The 18,482-nt window shown below is 55.9% G+C and carries 15 protein-coding genes and 1 tRNA gene; 6 read left to right on the plus strand and 10 right to left on the minus strand.

Features of this window, described 5'->3' with window-relative positions:
* Positions 1–42: 42 nt before the first annotated feature.
* From IEX74_RS04145 to IEX74_RS04170, 6 genes are all read right to left on the minus strand, one after another.
* Positions 43–3,105 (minus strand): phosphoribosylformylglycinamidine synthase subunit PurL, encoded by a 3,063-nt coding sequence (locus IEX74_RS04145; RefSeq protein WP_188811199.1) that lies wholly within the window; start codon positions 3,103–3,105, stop codon positions 43–45.
* A 109-nt stretch (positions 3,106–3,214) separates the two neighbouring features.
* On the minus strand, positions 3,215–3,823 hold the full coding sequence (pyrE, locus tag IEX74_RS04150; protein WP_086592094.1) for an orotate phosphoribosyltransferase: 609 nt from the start codon (positions 3,821–3,823) through the stop codon (positions 3,215–3,217).
* The gene (pyrF, locus tag IEX74_RS04155; RefSeq protein WP_188811200.1) at positions 3,816–4,583 is read right to left on the minus strand and encodes an orotidine-5'-phosphate decarboxylase; all 768 of its coding nucleotides are present in this window, start codon (positions 4,581–4,583) and stop codon (positions 3,816–3,818) included. The genes pyrE and pyrF overlap by 8 nt, the downstream gene beginning before the upstream one ends.
* Before the next feature lie 94 nt (positions 4,584–4,677).
* Positions 4,678–5,529, minus strand: a complete 852-nt coding sequence (locus IEX74_RS04160) for a dihydroorotate dehydrogenase (RefSeq protein WP_188811202.1) — start codon at positions 5,527–5,529, stop codon at positions 4,678–4,680.
* A 134-nt stretch (positions 5,530–5,663) separates the two neighbouring features.
* Entirely contained in the window at positions 5,664–6,026 is a 363-nt protein-coding gene (locus tag IEX74_RS04165; protein WP_188811204.1) for a hypothetical protein, read from the minus strand.
* 395 nt (positions 6,027–6,421) lie between these two features.
* Positions 6,422–6,619, minus strand: coding sequence for a hypothetical protein (locus tag IEX74_RS04170; protein ID WP_188811205.1), 198 nt, complete (start codon positions 6,617–6,619; stop codon positions 6,422–6,424).
* Between the two features lie 12 nt (positions 6,620–6,631).
* Here IEX74_RS04170 and IEX74_RS04175 point away from each other — a divergent pair, with 12 nt between their 5' ends.
* On the plus strand, positions 6,632–7,198 hold the full coding sequence (locus tag IEX74_RS04175) for a DUF4468 domain-containing protein (RefSeq protein ID WP_188811207.1): 567 nt from the start codon (positions 6,632–6,634) through the stop codon (positions 7,196–7,198).
* A gap of 128 nt (positions 7,199–7,326) precedes the next feature.
* On the opposite strand, the gene IEX74_RS04180 is transcribed toward IEX74_RS04175, so the two are convergent.
* A complete protein-coding gene (locus IEX74_RS04180; protein WP_188811209.1) occupies positions 7,327–7,713 on the minus strand; it encodes a hypothetical protein in 387 nt (128 codons plus the stop codon).
* Positions 7,714–8,060: 347 nt separating this feature from the next.
* Between IEX74_RS04180 and IEX74_RS04185 the strand changes: the two genes are divergently transcribed.
* Positions 8,061–9,437, plus strand: coding sequence for a sigma-54-dependent transcriptional regulator (locus tag IEX74_RS04185; RefSeq protein ID WP_188811211.1), 1,377 nt, complete (start codon positions 8,061–8,063; stop codon positions 9,435–9,437).
* Positions 9,438–9,461: 24 nt separating this feature from the next.
* Complete coding sequence (locus tag IEX74_RS04190; RefSeq protein ID WP_188811213.1) at positions 9,462–13,037, plus strand: PAS domain S-box protein; 3,576 nt, start codon at positions 9,462–9,464, stop codon at positions 13,035–13,037.
* Between the two features lie 419 nt (positions 13,038–13,456).
* Here the strand turns inward: IEX74_RS04190 and IEX74_RS04195 are convergent, their stop codons facing one another.
* Entirely contained in the window at positions 13,457–13,789 is a 333-nt protein-coding gene (locus tag IEX74_RS04195; protein WP_229755107.1) for a T9SS type A sorting domain-containing protein, read from the minus strand.
* Between the two features lie 228 nt (positions 13,790–14,017).
* On the opposite strand from IEX74_RS04195, the gene IEX74_RS04200 reads away from it, so the two are divergent.
* The 3 genes from IEX74_RS04200 (at position 14,018) to IEX74_RS04210 (ending at position 17,152) form a co-directional block, all read left to right on the plus strand.
* Positions 14,018–15,133 (plus strand): NAD(P)/FAD-dependent oxidoreductase, encoded by a 1,116-nt coding sequence (locus IEX74_RS04200; RefSeq protein WP_188811216.1) that lies wholly within the window; start codon positions 14,018–14,020, stop codon positions 15,131–15,133.
* Between the two features lie 63 nt (positions 15,134–15,196).
* Complete coding sequence (locus tag IEX74_RS04205) at positions 15,197–16,324, plus strand: type III polyketide synthase (RefSeq protein ID WP_188811218.1); 1,128 nt, start codon at positions 15,197–15,199, stop codon at positions 16,322–16,324.
* A gap of 72 nt (positions 16,325–16,396) precedes the next feature.
* Complete coding sequence (locus IEX74_RS04210; RefSeq protein WP_229755108.1) at positions 16,397–17,152, plus strand: methyltransferase domain-containing protein; 756 nt, start codon at positions 16,397–16,399, stop codon at positions 17,150–17,152.
* A 203-nt stretch (positions 17,153–17,355) separates the two neighbouring features.
* Here IEX74_RS04210 and IEX74_RS04215 read toward each other — a convergent pair whose 3' ends face one another.
* Together IEX74_RS04215 and IEX74_RS04220 are read right to left on the minus strand one after the other, a co-directional pair.
* The gene (locus tag IEX74_RS04215; RefSeq protein WP_188811220.1) at positions 17,356–18,258 is read right to left on the minus strand and encodes a histone deacetylase family protein; all 903 of its coding nucleotides are present in this window, start codon (positions 18,256–18,258) and stop codon (positions 17,356–17,358) included.
* Between the two features lie 128 nt (positions 18,259–18,386).
* A tRNA-Val gene (locus IEX74_RS04220) sits at positions 18,387–18,461 on the minus strand.
* Positions 18,462–18,482: the final 21 nt, after the last annotated feature.

Genomic DNA, 18,482 nt, shown 5'->3' on the forward strand with positions numbered 1-18,482 from the left:
TTTCCGAAGCGCCAAGCTAGGCTTGTGCGCTGTTTGTAAGTTTTAGCCTAGGCCTCCCGTTGAGCTTTCGTTCGTGTTGCGCAAAGCATCATGCCCTAAGCCAATCACTTGGTTCACTGGACCATTGCTCCACGTGTACCGCAGATCAGCAGTGGCAGCCGAAATAACCGTCTGCCCGGCGTGCTTCACCGTTAGCTGACCATCAGTCGTTACCACACCGAGGCGAGTAGCGCGAGTGCCGAAGTGCTGTTCGAAGGCCACTACATCTTCCGGTGCCACCGTCACTACGAAGCGCGAATGCGACTCCGAGAACAGTTGCGCCGCTAGGCTCAATTCGCCTTTCAACTCTACCTCAGCCCCGAAACCGTAGCCAAACGTAGCCTCCGCCAGCGCCACGGCTAGGCCGCCGTCGCTCAGGTCGTGACACGATTGAATGAGGGCTTGGTCGTTGGCTTGCCCGATGAGGGTGTAGAGTTCTTTGGCTTGCTCGAAACGAACTTGCGGTACGTTGGCACCTAGCTCGCCGAATAGCTGGTAGAACTCCGAGCCACCTAGCTCGTCGTAGGTTTCGCCCAGCAGATACACCACATCGTCGGCTTGCTTGAAGTCGGAGGTGATGGTGTGGCGCACGTCCTCAATCTTGGCGGTCATGGAGTACAGCACCGTGGGGGGCACCGATATTTTCACGCCGTCGGCCTTAAAGTCGTTCTTCATGCTGTCCTTGCCGCTGGTTAGCGGGATGCAGTAGGCAGCTGTAGCGTCGCGCAGGGCTTCGCACATGCGCACTAGTTTGGCTAGCTTCTGCTTGCCATCGGGGTTGCCGGTGGGGTCATACACCGAATCAGGAACGCAGAAATTGTCGTTCACCGACCAGAAGATGTTGTCGCCAGGAGCTAGGTTCGGCAGCTTCCCTCCCACCGAAATGATCTGCCGCACCGCCTCATCGAAAGCGCCGGCTGACATGTGGTAGGCATCTAGGTCGCCGAAGCGGGGCAAAATGCCGTTGCTCACGGCCACGCCTTCCCAGCTCTCGAAGTTGAAGCGCACGACGGCGGCATCTTGTGGCGCCTGGCCGGTCGCGCCCATCAGCGGCTTGATGATCGTGCGGCCTTTCACCTCGTGGTCGTACTGGCGAATAACCGACTCGCGAGAGCAGATATTCAGGCTGCCGAGCAGGCGCGTTAGCACGTCGGTATAATCTAGGTCAGTAGCCAGTTGCGGCTCTTGCGCTTGTGGCGCTTGCCACTCGGCTTCGAGCGTTTTGCGCGGCACGCCGTCGTGGAGGAACTCCATATTCAGGTGAGCCACCGGCGCGCCGTCGAAGCGTACATCGAGGAAGCCATCGGCGGTGAAGTAACCGATGTCGGTCAGCTCCACTTCCATCTCGCGACCTAAGGCTAGCAGCTCCTCCAGCTTGCTCGGCTCTACGGCTAGCGAAAAACGCTCTTGTGATTCGGAAACGAAGATCTCCCACGGCCGCAACCCTGGATACTTGAGCGGTACTTTCTCCAGTTCCACCACGGCGCCACTGCTGATGGTAGCTAGCTCGCCAATAGAAGACGACAGGCCGCCCGCGCCATTGTCGGTGCTACACTTGATGAGGCCGCGCCGCGTAGCAATCATCAAGAAGTCCATGGCTAGCTTCTGCGTAATCGGCGAACCGATTTGCACAGCCGTAGCCGGTGAGGTTTCGTCTAGCTCAATGGAAGAGAAAGTGGCGCCGTGGATGCCGTCTTTACCCACTCGGCCACCAGCCATGATGATGCGGTCCTCAGCGTCAATCTTCTTTTCCCAAGAATCTAGTCCGGCCAATTGCATCGGCATCACGGCGCCGGTACCGCAGTATACCAGCGGCTTGCCGGCGTAGCGGTCGTCAAAAACGATGGCGCCGTTTACCGTCGGGATACCCGACTTGTTACCGCCGTCCTCAATGCCCTTGCGCACCCCTTCAAAGATGCGGCGCGGGTGCAGCTGGTTCGTCAGCAGCGTGCCGTTGAATTCCGGATTGCCGAAGCACAGCACGTTCGTATTAAACAGGAGTTGCGCGCCGCCAATGCCGGTAGCCAGCGGGTCGCGGTTGTTTCCTAGGATACCGGTAATGGCCCCGCCGTATGGGTCGATAGCGGAAGGTGAATTGTGCGTTTCGACCTTCCACACAAACAACGACTCCGGGTTGATGCGCACGGCGCCTGCGTTGTCGCTGAACACCTTGATCAGCCAATCGTTGCCATTGGCGCGCAGTTGGCGGTCAACTTCGGCGGTGGCGTTCTTGATGTAGGTCTTAAACAAGGAGTCAATTTCCTTCTCCTCGCCCGTACCTAGGTCCTTGTACTTGATAACGGCGCTGAACTCCTTGTGCTTGCAGTGCTCCGACCACGTCTGCGCCACAATCTCCAACTCGCAATCGGTAGGGTCAGTGGGCAGGCCAGCGGCTTGGCGCTCTTGCTGCGTTTCGGGGCTAGCATAATAGGCGCGCACTGCCTGCATTTCCTCTAGGTTCAGCGCGTACAGGTTGTCTTTCGACAATTGCACCAGCGCCTCGTCGGAAAGGCCCGTCAGCGACACCAGATTCGTAATAGACTCGGCCCCACCACCCGGGCGCGGCGTGTAGTCGCGGATCTGGGAAATGGGGCCGACTTCGAATCGGTTGATCAGCTTGTTGCCTAGCAGCTCCTCGGCGAGGCGGCGCAGACTACTTTCCGGCAGTTCTTGCTCCAGAAAGTACAGGCGCTTACTAAAGATATGCTGGGTGTGCGTGTCGAGCGGCTGGTTGAGGAAGTCGCCGAGGGCGTTCTGCGCCGATATGCCCTCGTCGTCGGTTACGCCGGGCAGCTTAGCCACCAGAATGTAACTCTTGAACGCGGGTTCGTGTCGTAGCTCATCCAAGGCTACGTCGTGTAGCACAGGGTCTTGGAGGCAGCGCGTGGCAAAATCATGCAGCTGTTGGTCCGTGACGGGGTAGCGCACTGAGTACACGGCCGTGCTTTGCACCCGGCCGGTGCGCAGACCCAAATGGCGGCGAGCCGCCTCAGCTACTCGTTGGCCTTCCCCGTCGTGAACGCCGGGTTTGAGCAGTAGCTGAATAGAACGAAGTATGTTTTCCAAAAGGAAAAGATGTAAGGTTTGCTATTTCCCAGCTCGTTTCCCACTCATTATATATATGGTGCGGGAACAGGACCAGGAATGCCTTGCCTAACCGACAAGCTAGGTAGGTTTAAGAAAACGCTTTCTCCGGCCGACTGCCGGGTTTCACCACCGGAATACCTGCCCGACACAGCGGGCAATCATCGGGTGCGTAGGTGGCCGCCGTGACCGGCAGCAGTGCAAAGTTCGGAAAACTTAGCTCAGCTTTCCCACCCGTGCGGTCAATTAAACTTGCAACGGCCAAAATTTCCGCTCCAAGGCTCGTCAGCAGCCGAGCTACTTCGTTGGTACTCTTGCCCGTAGTTACCACGTCTTCGGCAATAATAATTCGCTCGCCGGGCTGCACCGTGAAGCCACGGCGCAGGGTCATCTGCCCCGTATCGTCGCGTTCGGTGAAGATGCCGGGCACGCCGAGCTGCCGGGCTAGCTCATACCCAATCACGACGCCACCCATGGCTGGGCCCACCACCGTATCGGGCTGCAAGCCAGCTTCGCGGATCTGCGCGGCCAGCGTAGCGGCTGCCGGAGCAGCTAGGTCGGGGCGACGCAGGAAGCGGGCACACTGCACGTAAGTATCGGAGTGCAGACCGGAAGAAAGGCGGAAATGCCCGCGTAGCAGGGCGTCTTCCTGCACCAGTTGGCTTTCCAAAGAATTTGCTTCGACTTGAGAGTTAGGCATTGATGACGGCAGGACGATACGAATTGATTTGTTGCTGTAGTTCGCGGGCAGCAGCACCGGCATCAGCCGCCTGCCAAATAGCCCGCGAAGAGTTAATGAGAACCCCTTGCCCATCGGGCCGCAGCCCTGCTTGGAGCGTAGAAGCTAGGTCACCGCCTTGGGCCCCAATGCCGGGTATCAGGAACCACTGGTCGGGGCAGGCTTGGCGCACGCGGGCAAGGGCCTCGGGGTTCGTAGCGCCTACTACCAGCCCAATGTTGTGATGCTGATTGTCTAGCTCCTTGGCCACACCGGCGGCTAGGTCGCTGAGGTAGCCGCCGCGGGTCAGGGCCACGTCTTGCAAGGAATGGGTTGGTTTGTTGGAGGTCTTCGCCAAAACGAACACCATCTTGCCCGGCTGAGCAAACGGCACGATGGCATCGTCGCCCATGTACGGGTTCACCGTTACGGCATCCGCTCCCACCACTTCGTAGGCGAAGCGGGCGTAGTGCTCGGCCGTATTGGCGATGTCGCCGAACTTACCATCCAGAATCACGGGTATATCCTTCGGCACCCGATCAATCACAATGCGCAGCAAGTTCACGCCATCGGGCCGCGACAGAAAAAAAGCTAGGTTGGGCTTGAAAGCCGCTACGTACGGGGCCGTTTGGTCGATTACTTCGTGCAGGCGCGCTAGCACTTGGTCGTCCGCTCCGATGGGGTCCAAGCCCACACATACCAGGGAGTCGGCTTGCTGAACACGTTGAATGAGTTTTTCCATAGAACTTGGGTGGTAAGCAAAACCTAGGTTTTGCATGTCGCTGGGCGACAGTTAACAGAGTTACTCAAGCGGCGCGGAGGCCGTACTTCTTGACTTACAACTTTACTGCGTTGGGCTTCAAGTGGGCGCACTCCGAGGCGAGGCGAGCCGACAAGCCGGGCTCCAGCCATTCGCCGCTGGCAATCTGCACCGCGCTGGCACCTACCCGCAGGTAATCGGTAACATGACCCGCCGTGAAGATACCGCCCGTCCCAAAAATAGGCAACGTCACCCGTTCATCGTGGGCTAGCTCGTACACGCAGCGCAGCGCCACGGGACGTAGTGCCTCCCCCGACAACCCCCCTGCTAGTACATCGCCCGTAGCATCGTCAGGTAGGTGTAAGGCTTTCAGCGTGTTGGTGGCAGCCAGCGCCGAAGCACCTCCTTCTTGGGCGCCGATAGCTAGGCTGCGGATATGCTCCGGCCACGGGGGCAGCTTCACGACTACCGCGGCATCGCGACCTAGCTCGTTGCGCACAGCCTGCGTCGCTTCCCGCACGAACTTGGCGTTCAATTCGTAGCCTTTGCTTGTGTCATGAGTGGTGATGTAGACTTCCACGCCCGCAATTTGGTCGCCGGCTTCGCGCTTTAGGAAGCGCGCGATTTTGCGAAACCCTGGAATACCAGGCGCCGTGATACTCACCAACACCGGCACACCATAGCGGCACAGGTTCGGCAAGTGCTCATTCACTAATATTTCTGCGCTTTCGGTGCGCATGTTGGTGGCGTTCAGCAGCGTTTGGTCGGCTACCTGCCAAATTCCTTCTTCGTAGAGCCCCGGCTTGGGCTCCATCGTGACGGTGCGCGTGAAAATAGCGCCAAGTTGCTCATATCCCGTTCCATTAAGCTGCCACGGCGCGGCGGCTAGGCAGATGGGGTTCTTTAAAATATGTGTTCCCAGTTGCATAGCATGAATGTTTTGAGTTATGATTCTAGCCTTTATCCTCTCTCTTATAAAGGCTAGGTAAGCAGGGGTGAAATGACACTCTCCTAAAAAGCAAAAGCGCCCGGCTTTCACCGGGCGCCTTAGTAGTCAGCAGCTTAGATAACGTTCTCGCGGTTGATCAGGAACGGTACACAGTCGTGGGTGTCTGTTTGGCTGAGGATGAACTGCGCCACGCGCGCCATGCTAACGCCAGCACCCGAGTGCAGCTTCACGTTACAAACAAAGCCTTCGGACTCAACATACTTGCGAGCACCGCGGAGCATAGCATTCCACACTTTGATGATGGCTATTCGTTTGGGGTCCGTGCTCAAGTTTATGCTGCAAGTAGCAACGGAGGCCGCAGCCGAGATTTGTTGGGCGAGGGTGGTGGTGTCTTGCATGATACCGGTTGGGCTAAACTGGTTCTGAATGAAGCTTGAAAGCACTAGAAACTCGCCCCGACCAATTCGGTCGGACATAAAAAAACCGCTACGGAAACCGGAGCGGTGAACGGAATAAAAGCCGAAAAACAGAAGAGCCAACGGAGGAAAAGACCTTCTGGTCTTCTCGCAGGACGGCGTCTTGCAGCGTCCCGCGCTTCATCACATGGTTGGTGTTTAGCTGAAGCACGTAACAAAGGTACTAACTAATTTACAATTTGATAACATGGGTCATTAAATTAATATTAAGAAATCACTAAGTCGCCTTGGCAGCCTATTTGTAATAGCAAAGCTACATCCACTATATCTATCCGTTGCATCTCGTTGAATATCAGCTTAGTTTACAAGAAATAAACTCACTACTTCGGTAGAACAACCTAGGTATTCTTGATTAGCTCATGGCTTTACCTAGGTCTACACTAAGCTTCAGCAAATTAGCTTTTATTAATAAAGTACAATTTATAAATCTTAACTATTGCACCGTCAAATCGAGGCAAACCACCTCCTTTTTCTCCTGAACCATTGTTGCCAGCAGCATTCATTTGCTCATTTCCTCCGACAATGGCATCAATAATGTTCAACCCTCTAACCGACACGTGGCTTTGTCTCATTGGCTCTGGCTTGAGCTGCATACTGGCATGAATATGAAAAAAGTAGTACTAGGATTGTTGTTTGGCGGCTTGCTAACGGTGGCCTCCACGGCTCACGCCCAAAGCACCGCCCCTATCGAATCGACGGAACAGGTAAGTAGCGACAACACCACCGCGGAGCTGTATTTGCGCGCTACGGATTGGGTACAGAATCATTTCCCCAAGCAGCCCACCACCGACTTTAAAGCCAACGCGAGTGCCCACGAGGTGCGCGTGACCGGCACGAGCAAAGTTTCGCCGGTGAACAGCGCCGGCAAGGATCTACCGACCGTGCTTTATTTTGACTTTGTGTTCCGTACTACCAGCCAAGGCTACACTTACTTCGTCAACAACTTCCGGGTCGTTACGACCACAGGTAAAGTGGTCGGCACCAAGCCACTGGACGAATTCATTGCGGAGTTCGCCGCAGATCGTAGCGATGCTAAAACGCACAACAGCCGCCGCGTCACGGCGCAGGCTAGCTCTATCTCCAGCGAAGTGGCGCTCAGCTTCCGGTCGTACATGAACAACGCCCCCATCACGGAAGAAGGAACCGTTGGCTTACCCGCTGCCGAACACTAGGAAGAAGCTTATCAGAACTGCCTTAAATGCGAAAAGCCCCACTGACCTGCACAGCGGGGCTTTTACTTTCACGAAGGATAAAAACGTAGGATATTCGATAGAATAGGGTTGCACACCACAAAACCCGCCTAGTAGTTGGCGCCGACCGAGCTGGCGAGCCGCGTATTCAGCGTGGCTGAACAGGCCACGCCCGCCAGGATGCCGAAGATAGAACCGGCCCGAGAGTCAGCAGGCACACTGCGGGCCAGTTGCACCCGCACCTTGCTCGAAGCACCTAGCAACGCCGGATCCAGAACCATGTAGTCTGTTTCATTCTCTGTGGTCAGGGCAGCAGCGTTTTCGCAACCAGAGCTACATACAAAAGCTAAACATTTTCTTTCATCCGCACTTACTATCTTTGCGGAGTAGATAACGTCCGGGTTTTGTGCAGAAGCTTTATACGTATAGAAGACCAGAACCAACAGGCAGACAAGGTGACGTAACGTCGCCGGGTACAAGCAAATAGGGTAGGCCATAAGGGTAGAGCTGAGTTTTACATATTCAAACGTATTTCCTTAATAAATGCAATTATGCTTCCACCTTACTACAACTATGCTATATATCTGATAATCAACATGGTATACATATAATGAAACCTTAATAAGCTCCCATTATTAGATTGCGCGTGCTATTTTGGGAAAGTTTGGCAAGCCAGGTTCTGGGGCTTATACTCGCATAAAAACGCTCTTCCTACTTTCACTCACACTTTATTGCATACGCCCGTTGGAAGGCAGCACCTAAGGGTGCAACGCTTGGCTTGCCCCGGTATAATCCGGAACAAGACAATGAGTAGCCTGCCTTTCCGCTGGATGATTATTATCGCATGACTAGTTCTTTACCTATTACAATTTTCATCGTAGAGGATAATCTCTGGTATGGTGAACTACTGGAGTATAAACTCGCCCAGAATCCGGATTATACAGTGCGCCGCTTCACCACAGCCAAGGATTGCTTGGCAAACCTAGGTGAGCAGCCGGACCTGATTACGCTGGATTATTCTTTGCCGGATGGCAAGGGCGACCAGGTGTTCCGCCAGATCAAAGAGCGCCTGCCGGATGTAGCCGTTATTATTATTTCAGGGCAGGAAGATATTCGCACGGCCATTGGTCTGCTGCGGCAAGGCGCCTACGACTATCTGGTAAAAGATGAGGAAACGGCCGACCGCCTTTGGAACGCCGTCGGGAACGTAGGTAAGCAGCTAGCTTTGCGCCAAGAAAACGCCCGCCTGCGCGAGCAGATTGGCCGTAAGTACGATCCTAAACGTGCGATTTTAGGCAGCAGCCAACAGATGCGCCACGTCTTTTCGTTAATTGAAAAAGCTGCTCGCACGAACATCACGGTTTCGATAAGCGGCGAAACCGGAACAGGCAAGGAGCTGGTAGCCAAAGCCATCCACTTCCAGTCGGAGCGGAGCAATCATGCATTTGTGGCCATCAACGTCGCGGCTATTCCGCGCGAGTTGTTGGAAAGCGAGCTGTTTGGCCATGAGAAAGGCGCTTTCACAGGTGCCGTGAATCGGCGAATTGGTCGTTTTGAGGAAGCACACAAGGGCACGCTCTTCCTGGATGAAATTGCGGAGCTTGACTTAAGCCTGCAAGCCAAGCTACTGCGCGTGCTACAGGAGCGCGAAGTGAATCGGCTGGGTGGCACTTCCACGATTCCGTTTGATGCGCGTCTGATGGTGGCCACGCACCGCGACCTAGCCCAGGAAGTGCAGCAGGGCCGCTTCCGTGAGGACTTATACTATCGGTTGCTAGGTTTACCCATCGTGCTGCCGCCGCTGCGCGAGCGTGGGCAGGATGTGTTGTTGCTGGCAGAGGCTTTCTTACAGGAATTCTGTACCCAGAACAATCTGCCTAACAGCAGGCTCTCTCCTGACGCTCAGCAACTGCTACTTCAGTATCCCTTCCCCGGCAACATCCGTGAGCTGAAAGCGGTGATAGAGCTAGCTGCTGTTCTAACAGATGGAGAGATTATTCAGGCCCAAGCGTTGTCCTTACGCCGGCAATCAGCGGGTATGACCGTTAGCGAAACAGACGAAGCGCCACAAGACGAGTCGCTGCGGGCGCAAACTGCCAACATCGTGCAGCGCTACCTCGATGCGTACAAAGGCAACATTTTGCAGGTAGCGGCCAAACTGCAAATCGGCAAGTCTACCATTTATCGCATGGTACAAAATAATGAGGTCCGTATCCGCTGACCAGCCATCTTTCTGTACTATAAAATGAGCTCAATTGGATTACGACATCTGCATCGGCAGCTGCAATGGGCACGCCGGACGCAAGCAACTACTACCGACGAGCTCCGCACCTTACGCGAGCGAATTCAGCAACAGGATATAGCGGCTGCCCGCCAAGCCTCGGCGTTGTTCCAAACGATGAGCACGGCCGTGATGGTGCTTACTCAGAACTGGGTCGTGGCGTTAGTTAATGAACGTCTGTGCAACTTGTTTGGGCTACCTGATCCGCCTGAACTGTACGCTGGTCAGCATTATGATGATCTTTTCAGTAAGATCACCATTGGGTTCCAGGATTTCGAAGCGGTACGGATCCAACTGCGAGCAGTTGTAGCCGGCCAGGAAAGGGTCACGGGCATGCTCACCACGCTGACGGATGGCAAGATCCTGCAGTGCGACTACTTGCCCGTTGTGCAGAACGGACAAACTATGCTTCACTTGTGGAGCTTCGAGAACGTAACCCAGCAGCAGCAGATTCAGCAGCGCGTGCAGGAGCTTTCCCGGTTGGCGGAGCAAAGCCCCTACCCGATCATTCACTTCAACCGGGCTGGTCAGGCGCTGTACGCCAACTCGGCCGCCGAAAGCGTGCTGACGGCCCTCGCTGCTCCTACCGAACAAGCCTGCCAGGCGCATTTGCTGCGGGAAATAGCTGATGCGCTGGCAGAGGGGCAGCCCCGCACATCAGAGCGGCAGCTTGCCGACCGCTTTTATCTCTGGACGGTAGTGCCACTGCCCCAGGAAGAAAGTACCAACGTTTATCTGACGGACATCACTGCCCGGCGTAGTGCCGAAGCCGACCTGCTGCGTAGTCAGCTGTTTGTGGCGCGTATCAACGATACGGTACCAATCCTTGTCTTACTGTATGATATAGAAGCACAACGGGTTACTTATTCTAACCGGCAGTGCTATCATTTACTAGGTTACTCAGAGGCGGAGCTGCTGGCCCTAGATAGCACTGGCTTGATTCAGCTCGTAGTGCCGGAAGACCGACACTTACTGAAACAGCAATTAACCGCTCATCAACGCCTAACTGATGGGCAGACAGTTACGACTGAATACCGGCTGCTGCGCCGCGACGGCACCCCTAGATGGTTTCGCTTCGTGAGTACCGTATTCACCCAGGATTCTGACGGTCAGGCGCTGCAAGTAGTAATTAGTGCTCAGGATATTACCAAGAAGCGCACCACTGAGCTAGCCTTGCGGCAGAGTCAGCTGTTTGTCGAGCGGGTTGCCAATACGGCTCCTAACCTGATCTACATCTTCGATCTGAAGACGCAGAGCAACGCTTACACCAACCGCCAAGCGAGCAGCTTACTCGGGTATACCAGTGAGGAGCTTCTGCAAATGGGCGCGAGCGTGTTGCCGAACTTGTTCCCAGCTTCCGAAGTGCGCCGCATCGAACGGCACATGCGCGAGTCGCAAAAGCTAGACGATGGACAGATTCTGAATCTGGAAGTGTATATGATTCACCGCAACGGCTTCGTACGATGGCTACGCCTGAGCCATTCGCCCTTCGAGCGCGATGAGAATGGTGTTGTGCAACAGATCGTTGGCATTGCGGAAGATATTACCAAGTGGAAAACGGCGGATGAGCAGCGGCGGGCAGCCAACAGACGCCTAGCGGAGCAGAACCACTTGTTCAGGCAAGTAATTGACACGACTCCGCACTTGGTTTATCTGAAGGATGAGCAGGGCAACTACCTGCTGGCTAATCGGGCTACGGCAGATTTGTATGGTCTGAGCACGGCGGAGATTATTCGCACCAACCCTGATCAGCTGCCTATCGCCCCCGAAGAAGCGGCCCTGCACCTACAATATGACCGGCAGGTAATTACGACCGGGCGCGAGATTGTGGGGGAAGATACCTTCACGCGGCCCGATGGGGAGGTCATGTGGTTTTACAGCATTCGCCGCCCGTTTGAGCTAGCGGATGGAACCGTGCAGGTGCTAGGTGTCTCCAGCAACATCACTGAGCTTAAGCAAACCCAGACCGAGCTGCGCGCCGCGAAGGAGGCCGCCGAGGAAAACGCTAATGCTAAGCAGGCCTTCCTGGCCAACATGAGCCATGAGATCCGCACGCCGATGAATGGCGTGCTAGGCCTAGCTTCGCTCCTGGCCAAAACGCCGCTCGATGAGCAGCAACGGCAGTACCTCGACCATATCCGTCACTCGGCGGAAAACCTGCTGGTTGTCATCAATGATATCCTAGCTATGGCGCAGATTGGCGCGGGCAAAATACAACCCGAAGCCACGCCATTCGATTTGCGCGAAGTGCTACAGTCCAGCCTTCATTCACTACTGCCCCGCGCTTCCGAAAAAGGCATTAAGCTCCAACTGGCGCTGCCACCAGTGGAGGTGCCTACCAATGTAATCGGGGACCCCTACCGGCTCCGACAGGTGCTGCTCAACTTGCTCAGCAATGCCATCAAGTTCACCCATCAGGGCTCGGTGTGGCTTTCCTGCCAGCTGCTGCATACGTCGGAAGAGGCGCTGCGCTTTGAATTCGCAGTGCGTGATACGGGCATCGGAATTCCCCCGCATCAGCTTCAAAACGTGTTTGAGGCCTTCACCCAGGCTTCCGATAGCACGGCCCGCGAATACGGAGGCTCGGGGCTAGGTCTGAGTATTTCGCGCGGACTGGTAGAGCTGCTAGGCGGCGAAATCTCAGTGGAAAGTGTGCTCCACGAAGGAAGCACGTTCCGGTTCAGCCTGCCCTTTGCGCTTGCTGATGCAGCGGAAGCTCCTACGTTGGCCGAAACCCCTGCTCCTTCCTATAATAGCCTAGGTGCCCGCCGAGTGCTCCTTGCGGAAGACAACCGCATCAACCAGGTGCTGGTTGAAACGATACTGCGCAACTGGGGCCTGCACGTCGATACGGCTGGCACCGGCGCTGAGGCCGTTACCTTGTTTCAGCAGCACCGCTACGATGTGGTACTGATGGACATCCAAATGCCTGGCTTAGATGGCGTTGCCACTACGCAGCTGCTGCGCCAGCACCCCAACGCCGAACGTGCGGCAACCCCCGTCATTGCCCTGACGGCCCACGCCATGAGCGGCGAGAACGACCGGTATCGTGCGGCCGGACTTGACGGTTATTTGTCCAAGCCCTTCCGCGAAGATGAGCTATTCCGTGTTATTTCGGCTGCGCTACACGAGCGGCCGCAAGCGCCAGAACCTGTAGCAGCGCCTGTACAGGAAGCACCTGCGCCGAAGCCCGATGATGGGCCATTATATGATCTGAGCAGCATCCGCCGCCTAGCCCACGACAATGAGGCCTTCGTCCGCCGTCTGGTGCATCTCTTTATCCAGACGACGCCGCCTTGTGTGCGGGACTTGGAAGACCACCTGGAGCACAGCCGCTGGGAAGCCTTGAGCGCCGCCGCTCACCATCTCAAAAGCTCACTCGACGGCCTGAATGTTCGCCCATTGCACAGTACTATTCGGGAAGTTGAGGCTTGCGCGTCAACTCCTATGAAGCGGGAAGAACTGGAAAAGCGGGTAAGTAATATTCGACGCGTAACGGAGCAGGTAATTGCGCAGCTACAGGTGGAGTTTCCCGCTTAGTATTGCCACCTAGCTTCCTCTCTCCGAAAAGAACATAATTATACCTAAACTCATTTACTGATTACGGAGTTAAGTAATAAAGTAGTCAGTATCTTGTAATCGCTTCCACGGTTTCTTACCAAGCTGGCTTTTTCTTACTTAATCTCTACCGCAATGTCCCTTCTGATTTTCTTTGGGCTGATTATCGCCACCGCCATTCTCGCCCTCAATACGGTTGACAACATCAAAGCCATGCTGAAGCCCGAGCCAGTTCGCGCCAACAACCGCTAACCTACGGCCATTCGCCTTTTGATAAACAGCGCCTTTCGGTTGGAAGGCGCTGTTCTTTTATAGGCGCTTTCGAGCGGAAGGAAACCTAGGTAGCGCATAAAAAAAGCAGCCGTTAGGCTGCTTTTCAAGAAAACATAGGGCGAAAACAGCTAGCGGATAACCAGCTTACGCATTTCGCTGCTATTGTCGGAGGCTATTTTGATGTAATACAAACCGCCGGCGAACTTGGTCAGGTCCAGCGTTTTGGTGTAGCGGTCATTCAGTTCGCTCAGGTTTTCGCGGTAAATAACGGAGCCGATAACGTTCAGAATCTGAAGCTCCAAGCGGCGACCTTCGAAGCCGTTGATGGCAACGTGAACAATGCCGGTGCTCGGATTAGGATAAACAAGCATCGATTTATCGTCGCTGCCGCGCGGAGCCGGGGCAACCCGCTCGGTTGCCGGCTGCGCCATCACAGCGGAAAGGCTGCTACGTGTTGCCACGAGAGTCAGCACGGTGAACAGACAAAGAAAGTGTAACCGTTTCATCATAAAAACACGCCAGCGTGAATAGTGCTCGCAGAATACCGTAATTAACGGCTTCCACTTAATTAAGTTGACAAAGGTAGAGAGAATGATTCATTAAACGACTTGAATATAACTCTACTTTGCGGCAAATTTTACTTTTTTCCTTGTAATCATCTCTTTAGCTACTTCTATCTCCTGAGCAAGTTGGATGTTCTCATTATTGGTGGTGGCCTGGGCGGCCTGACGGCAGCCTTGGATTTAGCAGGTCGTGGCTACCAGGTGGCCGTCGTTGAGCGCAAAACTTACCCTTTCCACAAAGTATGCGGGGAGTATGTATCGAACGAAGTGCTGCCTTATTTGCGGCGGCTAGGTGCGGAGCCGGCCGCTTTACAGCCGGCCAAGCTTACCCGTTTTTTGCTTAGCTCGCCCGCTGGTCGAACCCTTACCACACCGCTCGACCTAGGTGGCTTTGGCGTGAGCCGCTACACCCTCGACCACTATCTCTACCAGCTGGCAACGGCACGCGGCGTGGCTTTTTACCAGGCCGGCACGGTGACGGATGTTACTTTCGACTCTGCCGCCGATCAGCACCAGGTGCAGCTCGCGGATGGCCGGCAGCTAACGGCGCGCGTGGTGCTGGGTGCCTACGGCAAGCGCGCCAACCTGGACCGGCAACTTCAGCGAGCCTTCTTTCAGCAACGCTCGCCTTACCTAGGGGTGAAGTACCACCTGCGCCTGGACCACCCGCGTGATGTGATTGCGCTGCACAACTTTGCCGATGGCTACGCGGGCATTTCGTCCATTGAAGATGATAAGCTCTGCTTTTGCTACCTCACCACGCGGCAGAATTTAAAAGCACACGGCACTATTCCGGAAATGGAACGGGAGGTGCTGGCCCGCAACCCACTGCTAAGTCGCATTTTCAAGGAAGCGGAGTTTCTGTACCCGCAGCCGGAGGTGATCAACGAAATATCATTTGCGCCAAAAAGCTGCGTGGAAAACCATATTCTGCTGTGCGGCGATGCGGCGGGGCTCATTACACCGCTCTGCGGCAACGGCATGGCCATGGCCATTCACGGCGCTCAGCTCGCGGCGGCGGGTGTCGATAAATTTCTGGCCGGAAAGCTAGATCGGGCGGCGCTGGAAGCCAATTACCGCCACGACTGGCAGGTGCATTTTGGGGCACGCCTGCGCGTGGGGCGGCTGGTACAGCGGCTATTTGGGCACCCGATTCTGAGCGAGGCGGCCGTGGGCGGCCTGCGCCACTGGCCGGCTGCCGTGCGCGCCATTATGCAACGCACGCACGGGCAACCGTTTTAGCACCAAATTTTACCTGTTCGGCTTACCGACCACTGCCCAGGTAAATTGCGTATACTGCACTCAATGACCACGTACCTGTGTGCCATCGGCACGGCCACCCCTCCGCACCTTATTCCTCAGCCTCAGATTGCCGACTTTATGGCGTCGGCGCTGCAACTTGATGCGCCTGATACGCGCAAGCTTCAGGCCTTGTACCGGGTATCGGGTATTGGTCAGCGCTACTCGGTGCTGCCAGACTACGGGCGGGTGAATGGCGAGTTTACCTTCTTCCCTAATAGCCCTGATTTAGAGCCTTTTCCGACGGTCGGCCAGCGCATGGGCGTGTATCGGGAGCACGCCTTGCCGCTGTCGGTGGCCGCCGTGCACGACTGTTTGCGGCAGGTGCCGGATGTGGCTCCCAGCGCCATTACGCACCTTATCACGGTGAGTTGCACGGGCATGTATGCGCCGGGGCTGGATATTGAGCTGGTCGCGAACCTAGGTTTGTCGACGGCCGTTCGGCGTACGTGCGTCAATTTTATGGGCTGCTACGCAGCATTCAACGCCCTGAAGCTGGCCGAAGCTTTTTGCCAGGCCGATGCCGACGCATGCGTTCTGGTTGTGTGTACGGAGCTGTGTACCATTCACTTCCAGAAGAATCACGAGGAAGATCATCTGGTGTCAAATGCTTTGTTTGGGGATGGTTCGGCGGCGGCGCTGGTGCGGAGCCGCCCGGCTAAGCACGGACCTAGCCTGGCGCTTACGGCTTTTCACTGCGAGATAGAGCCGGATGGCCACGCCGATATGGCGTGGCACATCAACGACTTCGGCTTTGAAATGACGCTTTCTTCTTACGTGCCGCGCATGATTCAGCGGGGCATCCGGCAGCTGACCGATGGCTTGCTGCGTAACTTACCCGTCGAGCTAGCTGACATTCAGGCGTTTGCTATTCACCCCGGTGGGCGCAAGATTCTGGAGACTATCGAAAAAGAGCTAGGTCTTACGACCAACGACAACCGCTTTGCCTACAGCGTGCTGCGCGACTACGGCAACATGTCGTCGGCGACGGTGCTGTTTGTGCTGCGCGAGCTGCTGCAAAGCCTAACGCCCGCCAACAACCAAGAGCCGGTGCTGAGTTTCGCCTTTGGCCCCGGTCTGACCCTGGAAGCGATGCTGCTGACTGTAGCGTATTGCGAGTGCGCCGCTTTGTAAGCTAATCTTTTTCTGATCTCTACGCAGCATAAAACCTAGGCTTAACTGATGCCTTACGGGCATTTATGCTGTATGCGCCTTACAGAACCTAGCCTCCCAATGGATTTCAGCCGCCGCGCTACGGAAGAAGAGTTGATGGATAATCTCACCTTAGCTTCCGACGACCTACGCCGGAATCTGGACGAGCTGGAAACCGTGAACACCTGGCTGGGCGGCTATGCGCCGGTTTTGCAGGCGCTGGACGCGTTGCGCCGCCGTTTTCCGCGGCAAGAAACCTGCTTACAGGTGGCAGACCTAGGTTGTGGCGGCGGCGACACGCTTCGCCGCATGGCTGCCTGGGCGCGAAAGCGCGGAGAGCAGCTAGCTTTCATCGGCATTGACGCTAACACCTTTATGCTGAACTACGCCGCGGCGCGCAGTCAGCAATACCCGGAGATTGAGTATCAGCAGGCGGATGTATTTGCGCCGGCATTTCAGGCGCAGCAATATGATATTATCACGGCTAGTCTCTTTTGCCACCACTTCCCCGACGAGCAGCTCGTAACCCTTCTGCGGCAGTGGCAGCGGCAGGCTCGTGTCTGCGTTATTATCAACGATTTGCACCGGCATTGGCTGGCTTATTACAGCATCAAGTGGCTTACGCGGCTGTTTCGGGGCTCTTATCTGGTGCAAAACGACGCGCCGCTTTCCGTCGCCCGCGCCTTCACCCGCCAGGATTGGCAGCAGCTTCTCCAGCGTGCCGGCATTACCAAATACCAGCTGCGCTGGCGCTGGGCCTTCCGCTGGCAGGTTGTTATTGAGAATGACTTCGGCGGAGCGACTGAGTAAAAATCGTTGTCATCCTGAGCTTGCGAAGGACCTTCCTCTCCTTTTCGACAAACCTAGCTAAACGCGAAAAGCCCCAAGTTAGCTCTGGGGTTAATTAGAAGCTTCTCGTTGAGAAGAAAGCTTGTCGCTAAAAAGAGGAAGGTCACGCCGCTTGATGCGCGGAATCTTCGTCAGGATGACAGATGATTTACTCAGTCACCCACTCACCAGAGGTGCGCGGCGACGCGGAAGGTATTCGCGTGCGCTTCGATGATGTCGACCAAGCGCTCGGAGTAGCCGCCGCCCATGCACACGACTACCGGAACTTGCTGGCGCTGACATAGTTCCAGCACAAATTGGTCGCGCTGGCGGCAGCCGTCGCGGCTGAGCGCCAGGTAGCCTAGCTTGTCGGTCGCCAGCACATCGACGCCGGCCAGGTAGAAAATGAAGTCGGGGGCTACTTCGTCGAGCAGGCGGGGCAGCGTGGCGCCCAGCAATGCCAGGTACGCGTCGTCGCCCGTGCCGTCGGGCAAAGCCAAGTCCAGGTCGGAGTGCTCTTTGCGGTGCGGGTAGTTGCGGGTGCCGTGCACGGAAAAGGTGAACACCCTAGGTTCGTGCTGAAAGATGGCCGCCGTGCCATTGCCCTGGTGCACATCCAGATCTATTATCAGAACCTTCTGAATGCTAGGCTCATGCGTCAGCAGGTAGTTGGCAGCCGCGGCCTGATCGTTGAGCAGACAAAACCCTTCGCCGTGGTCGGCGAAGGCGTGGTGCGTGCCCCCGGCTACGTTGAAGGCAATGCCCTGCTGCAAAGCCCGACGCGCGCATTCGATAGTGCCGCCCAGAATAGTTATCTCTCTGATAAACAGCGCCTCCGACCACGGAAACCCGGTTACGCGCTCTTCCTGCCTGGTCAGCTGCCCATGTTGCAGACGATAATAGTAATCAGCCGTGTGCGTGCGCAAAATTTCGGCTGCCGGCGGTGGCACGGACGTGAAGAAGCTAGCTTCCGTTACGGTGCCTTCCCGCAGTAATTGCTCAGGCAACAGCTCGTATTTGAGCATGGGAAAACGGTGCCCGGCCGGCAGCGGATGCGCGTAGCAAGGCGCCCAGGCAATAGAAAACATGCTTTTGATGTGTTGATGAAGTAATATGCTGATGTGACACCAACTCATCAGCACATCATCTTCCAAGGTCTAAAAACAAAAATAACCGCCAGGCAGGGGCGGTTACTTTCGGACTCCTGGCTTTCTAGTGAGGCGTACTGGGCTCGAACCAGTGACCTCTACCCTGTCAAGGTAGCGCTCTGAACCAGCTGAGCTAACACCCCAAAGCCATCTGGCGGCGGCCG

It is taken from the genome of Hymenobacter cavernae (genome assembly GCF_014641455.1).
Classification (GTDB): domain Bacteria; phylum Bacteroidota; class Bacteroidia; order Cytophagales; family Hymenobacteraceae; genus Hymenobacter; species Hymenobacter cavernae.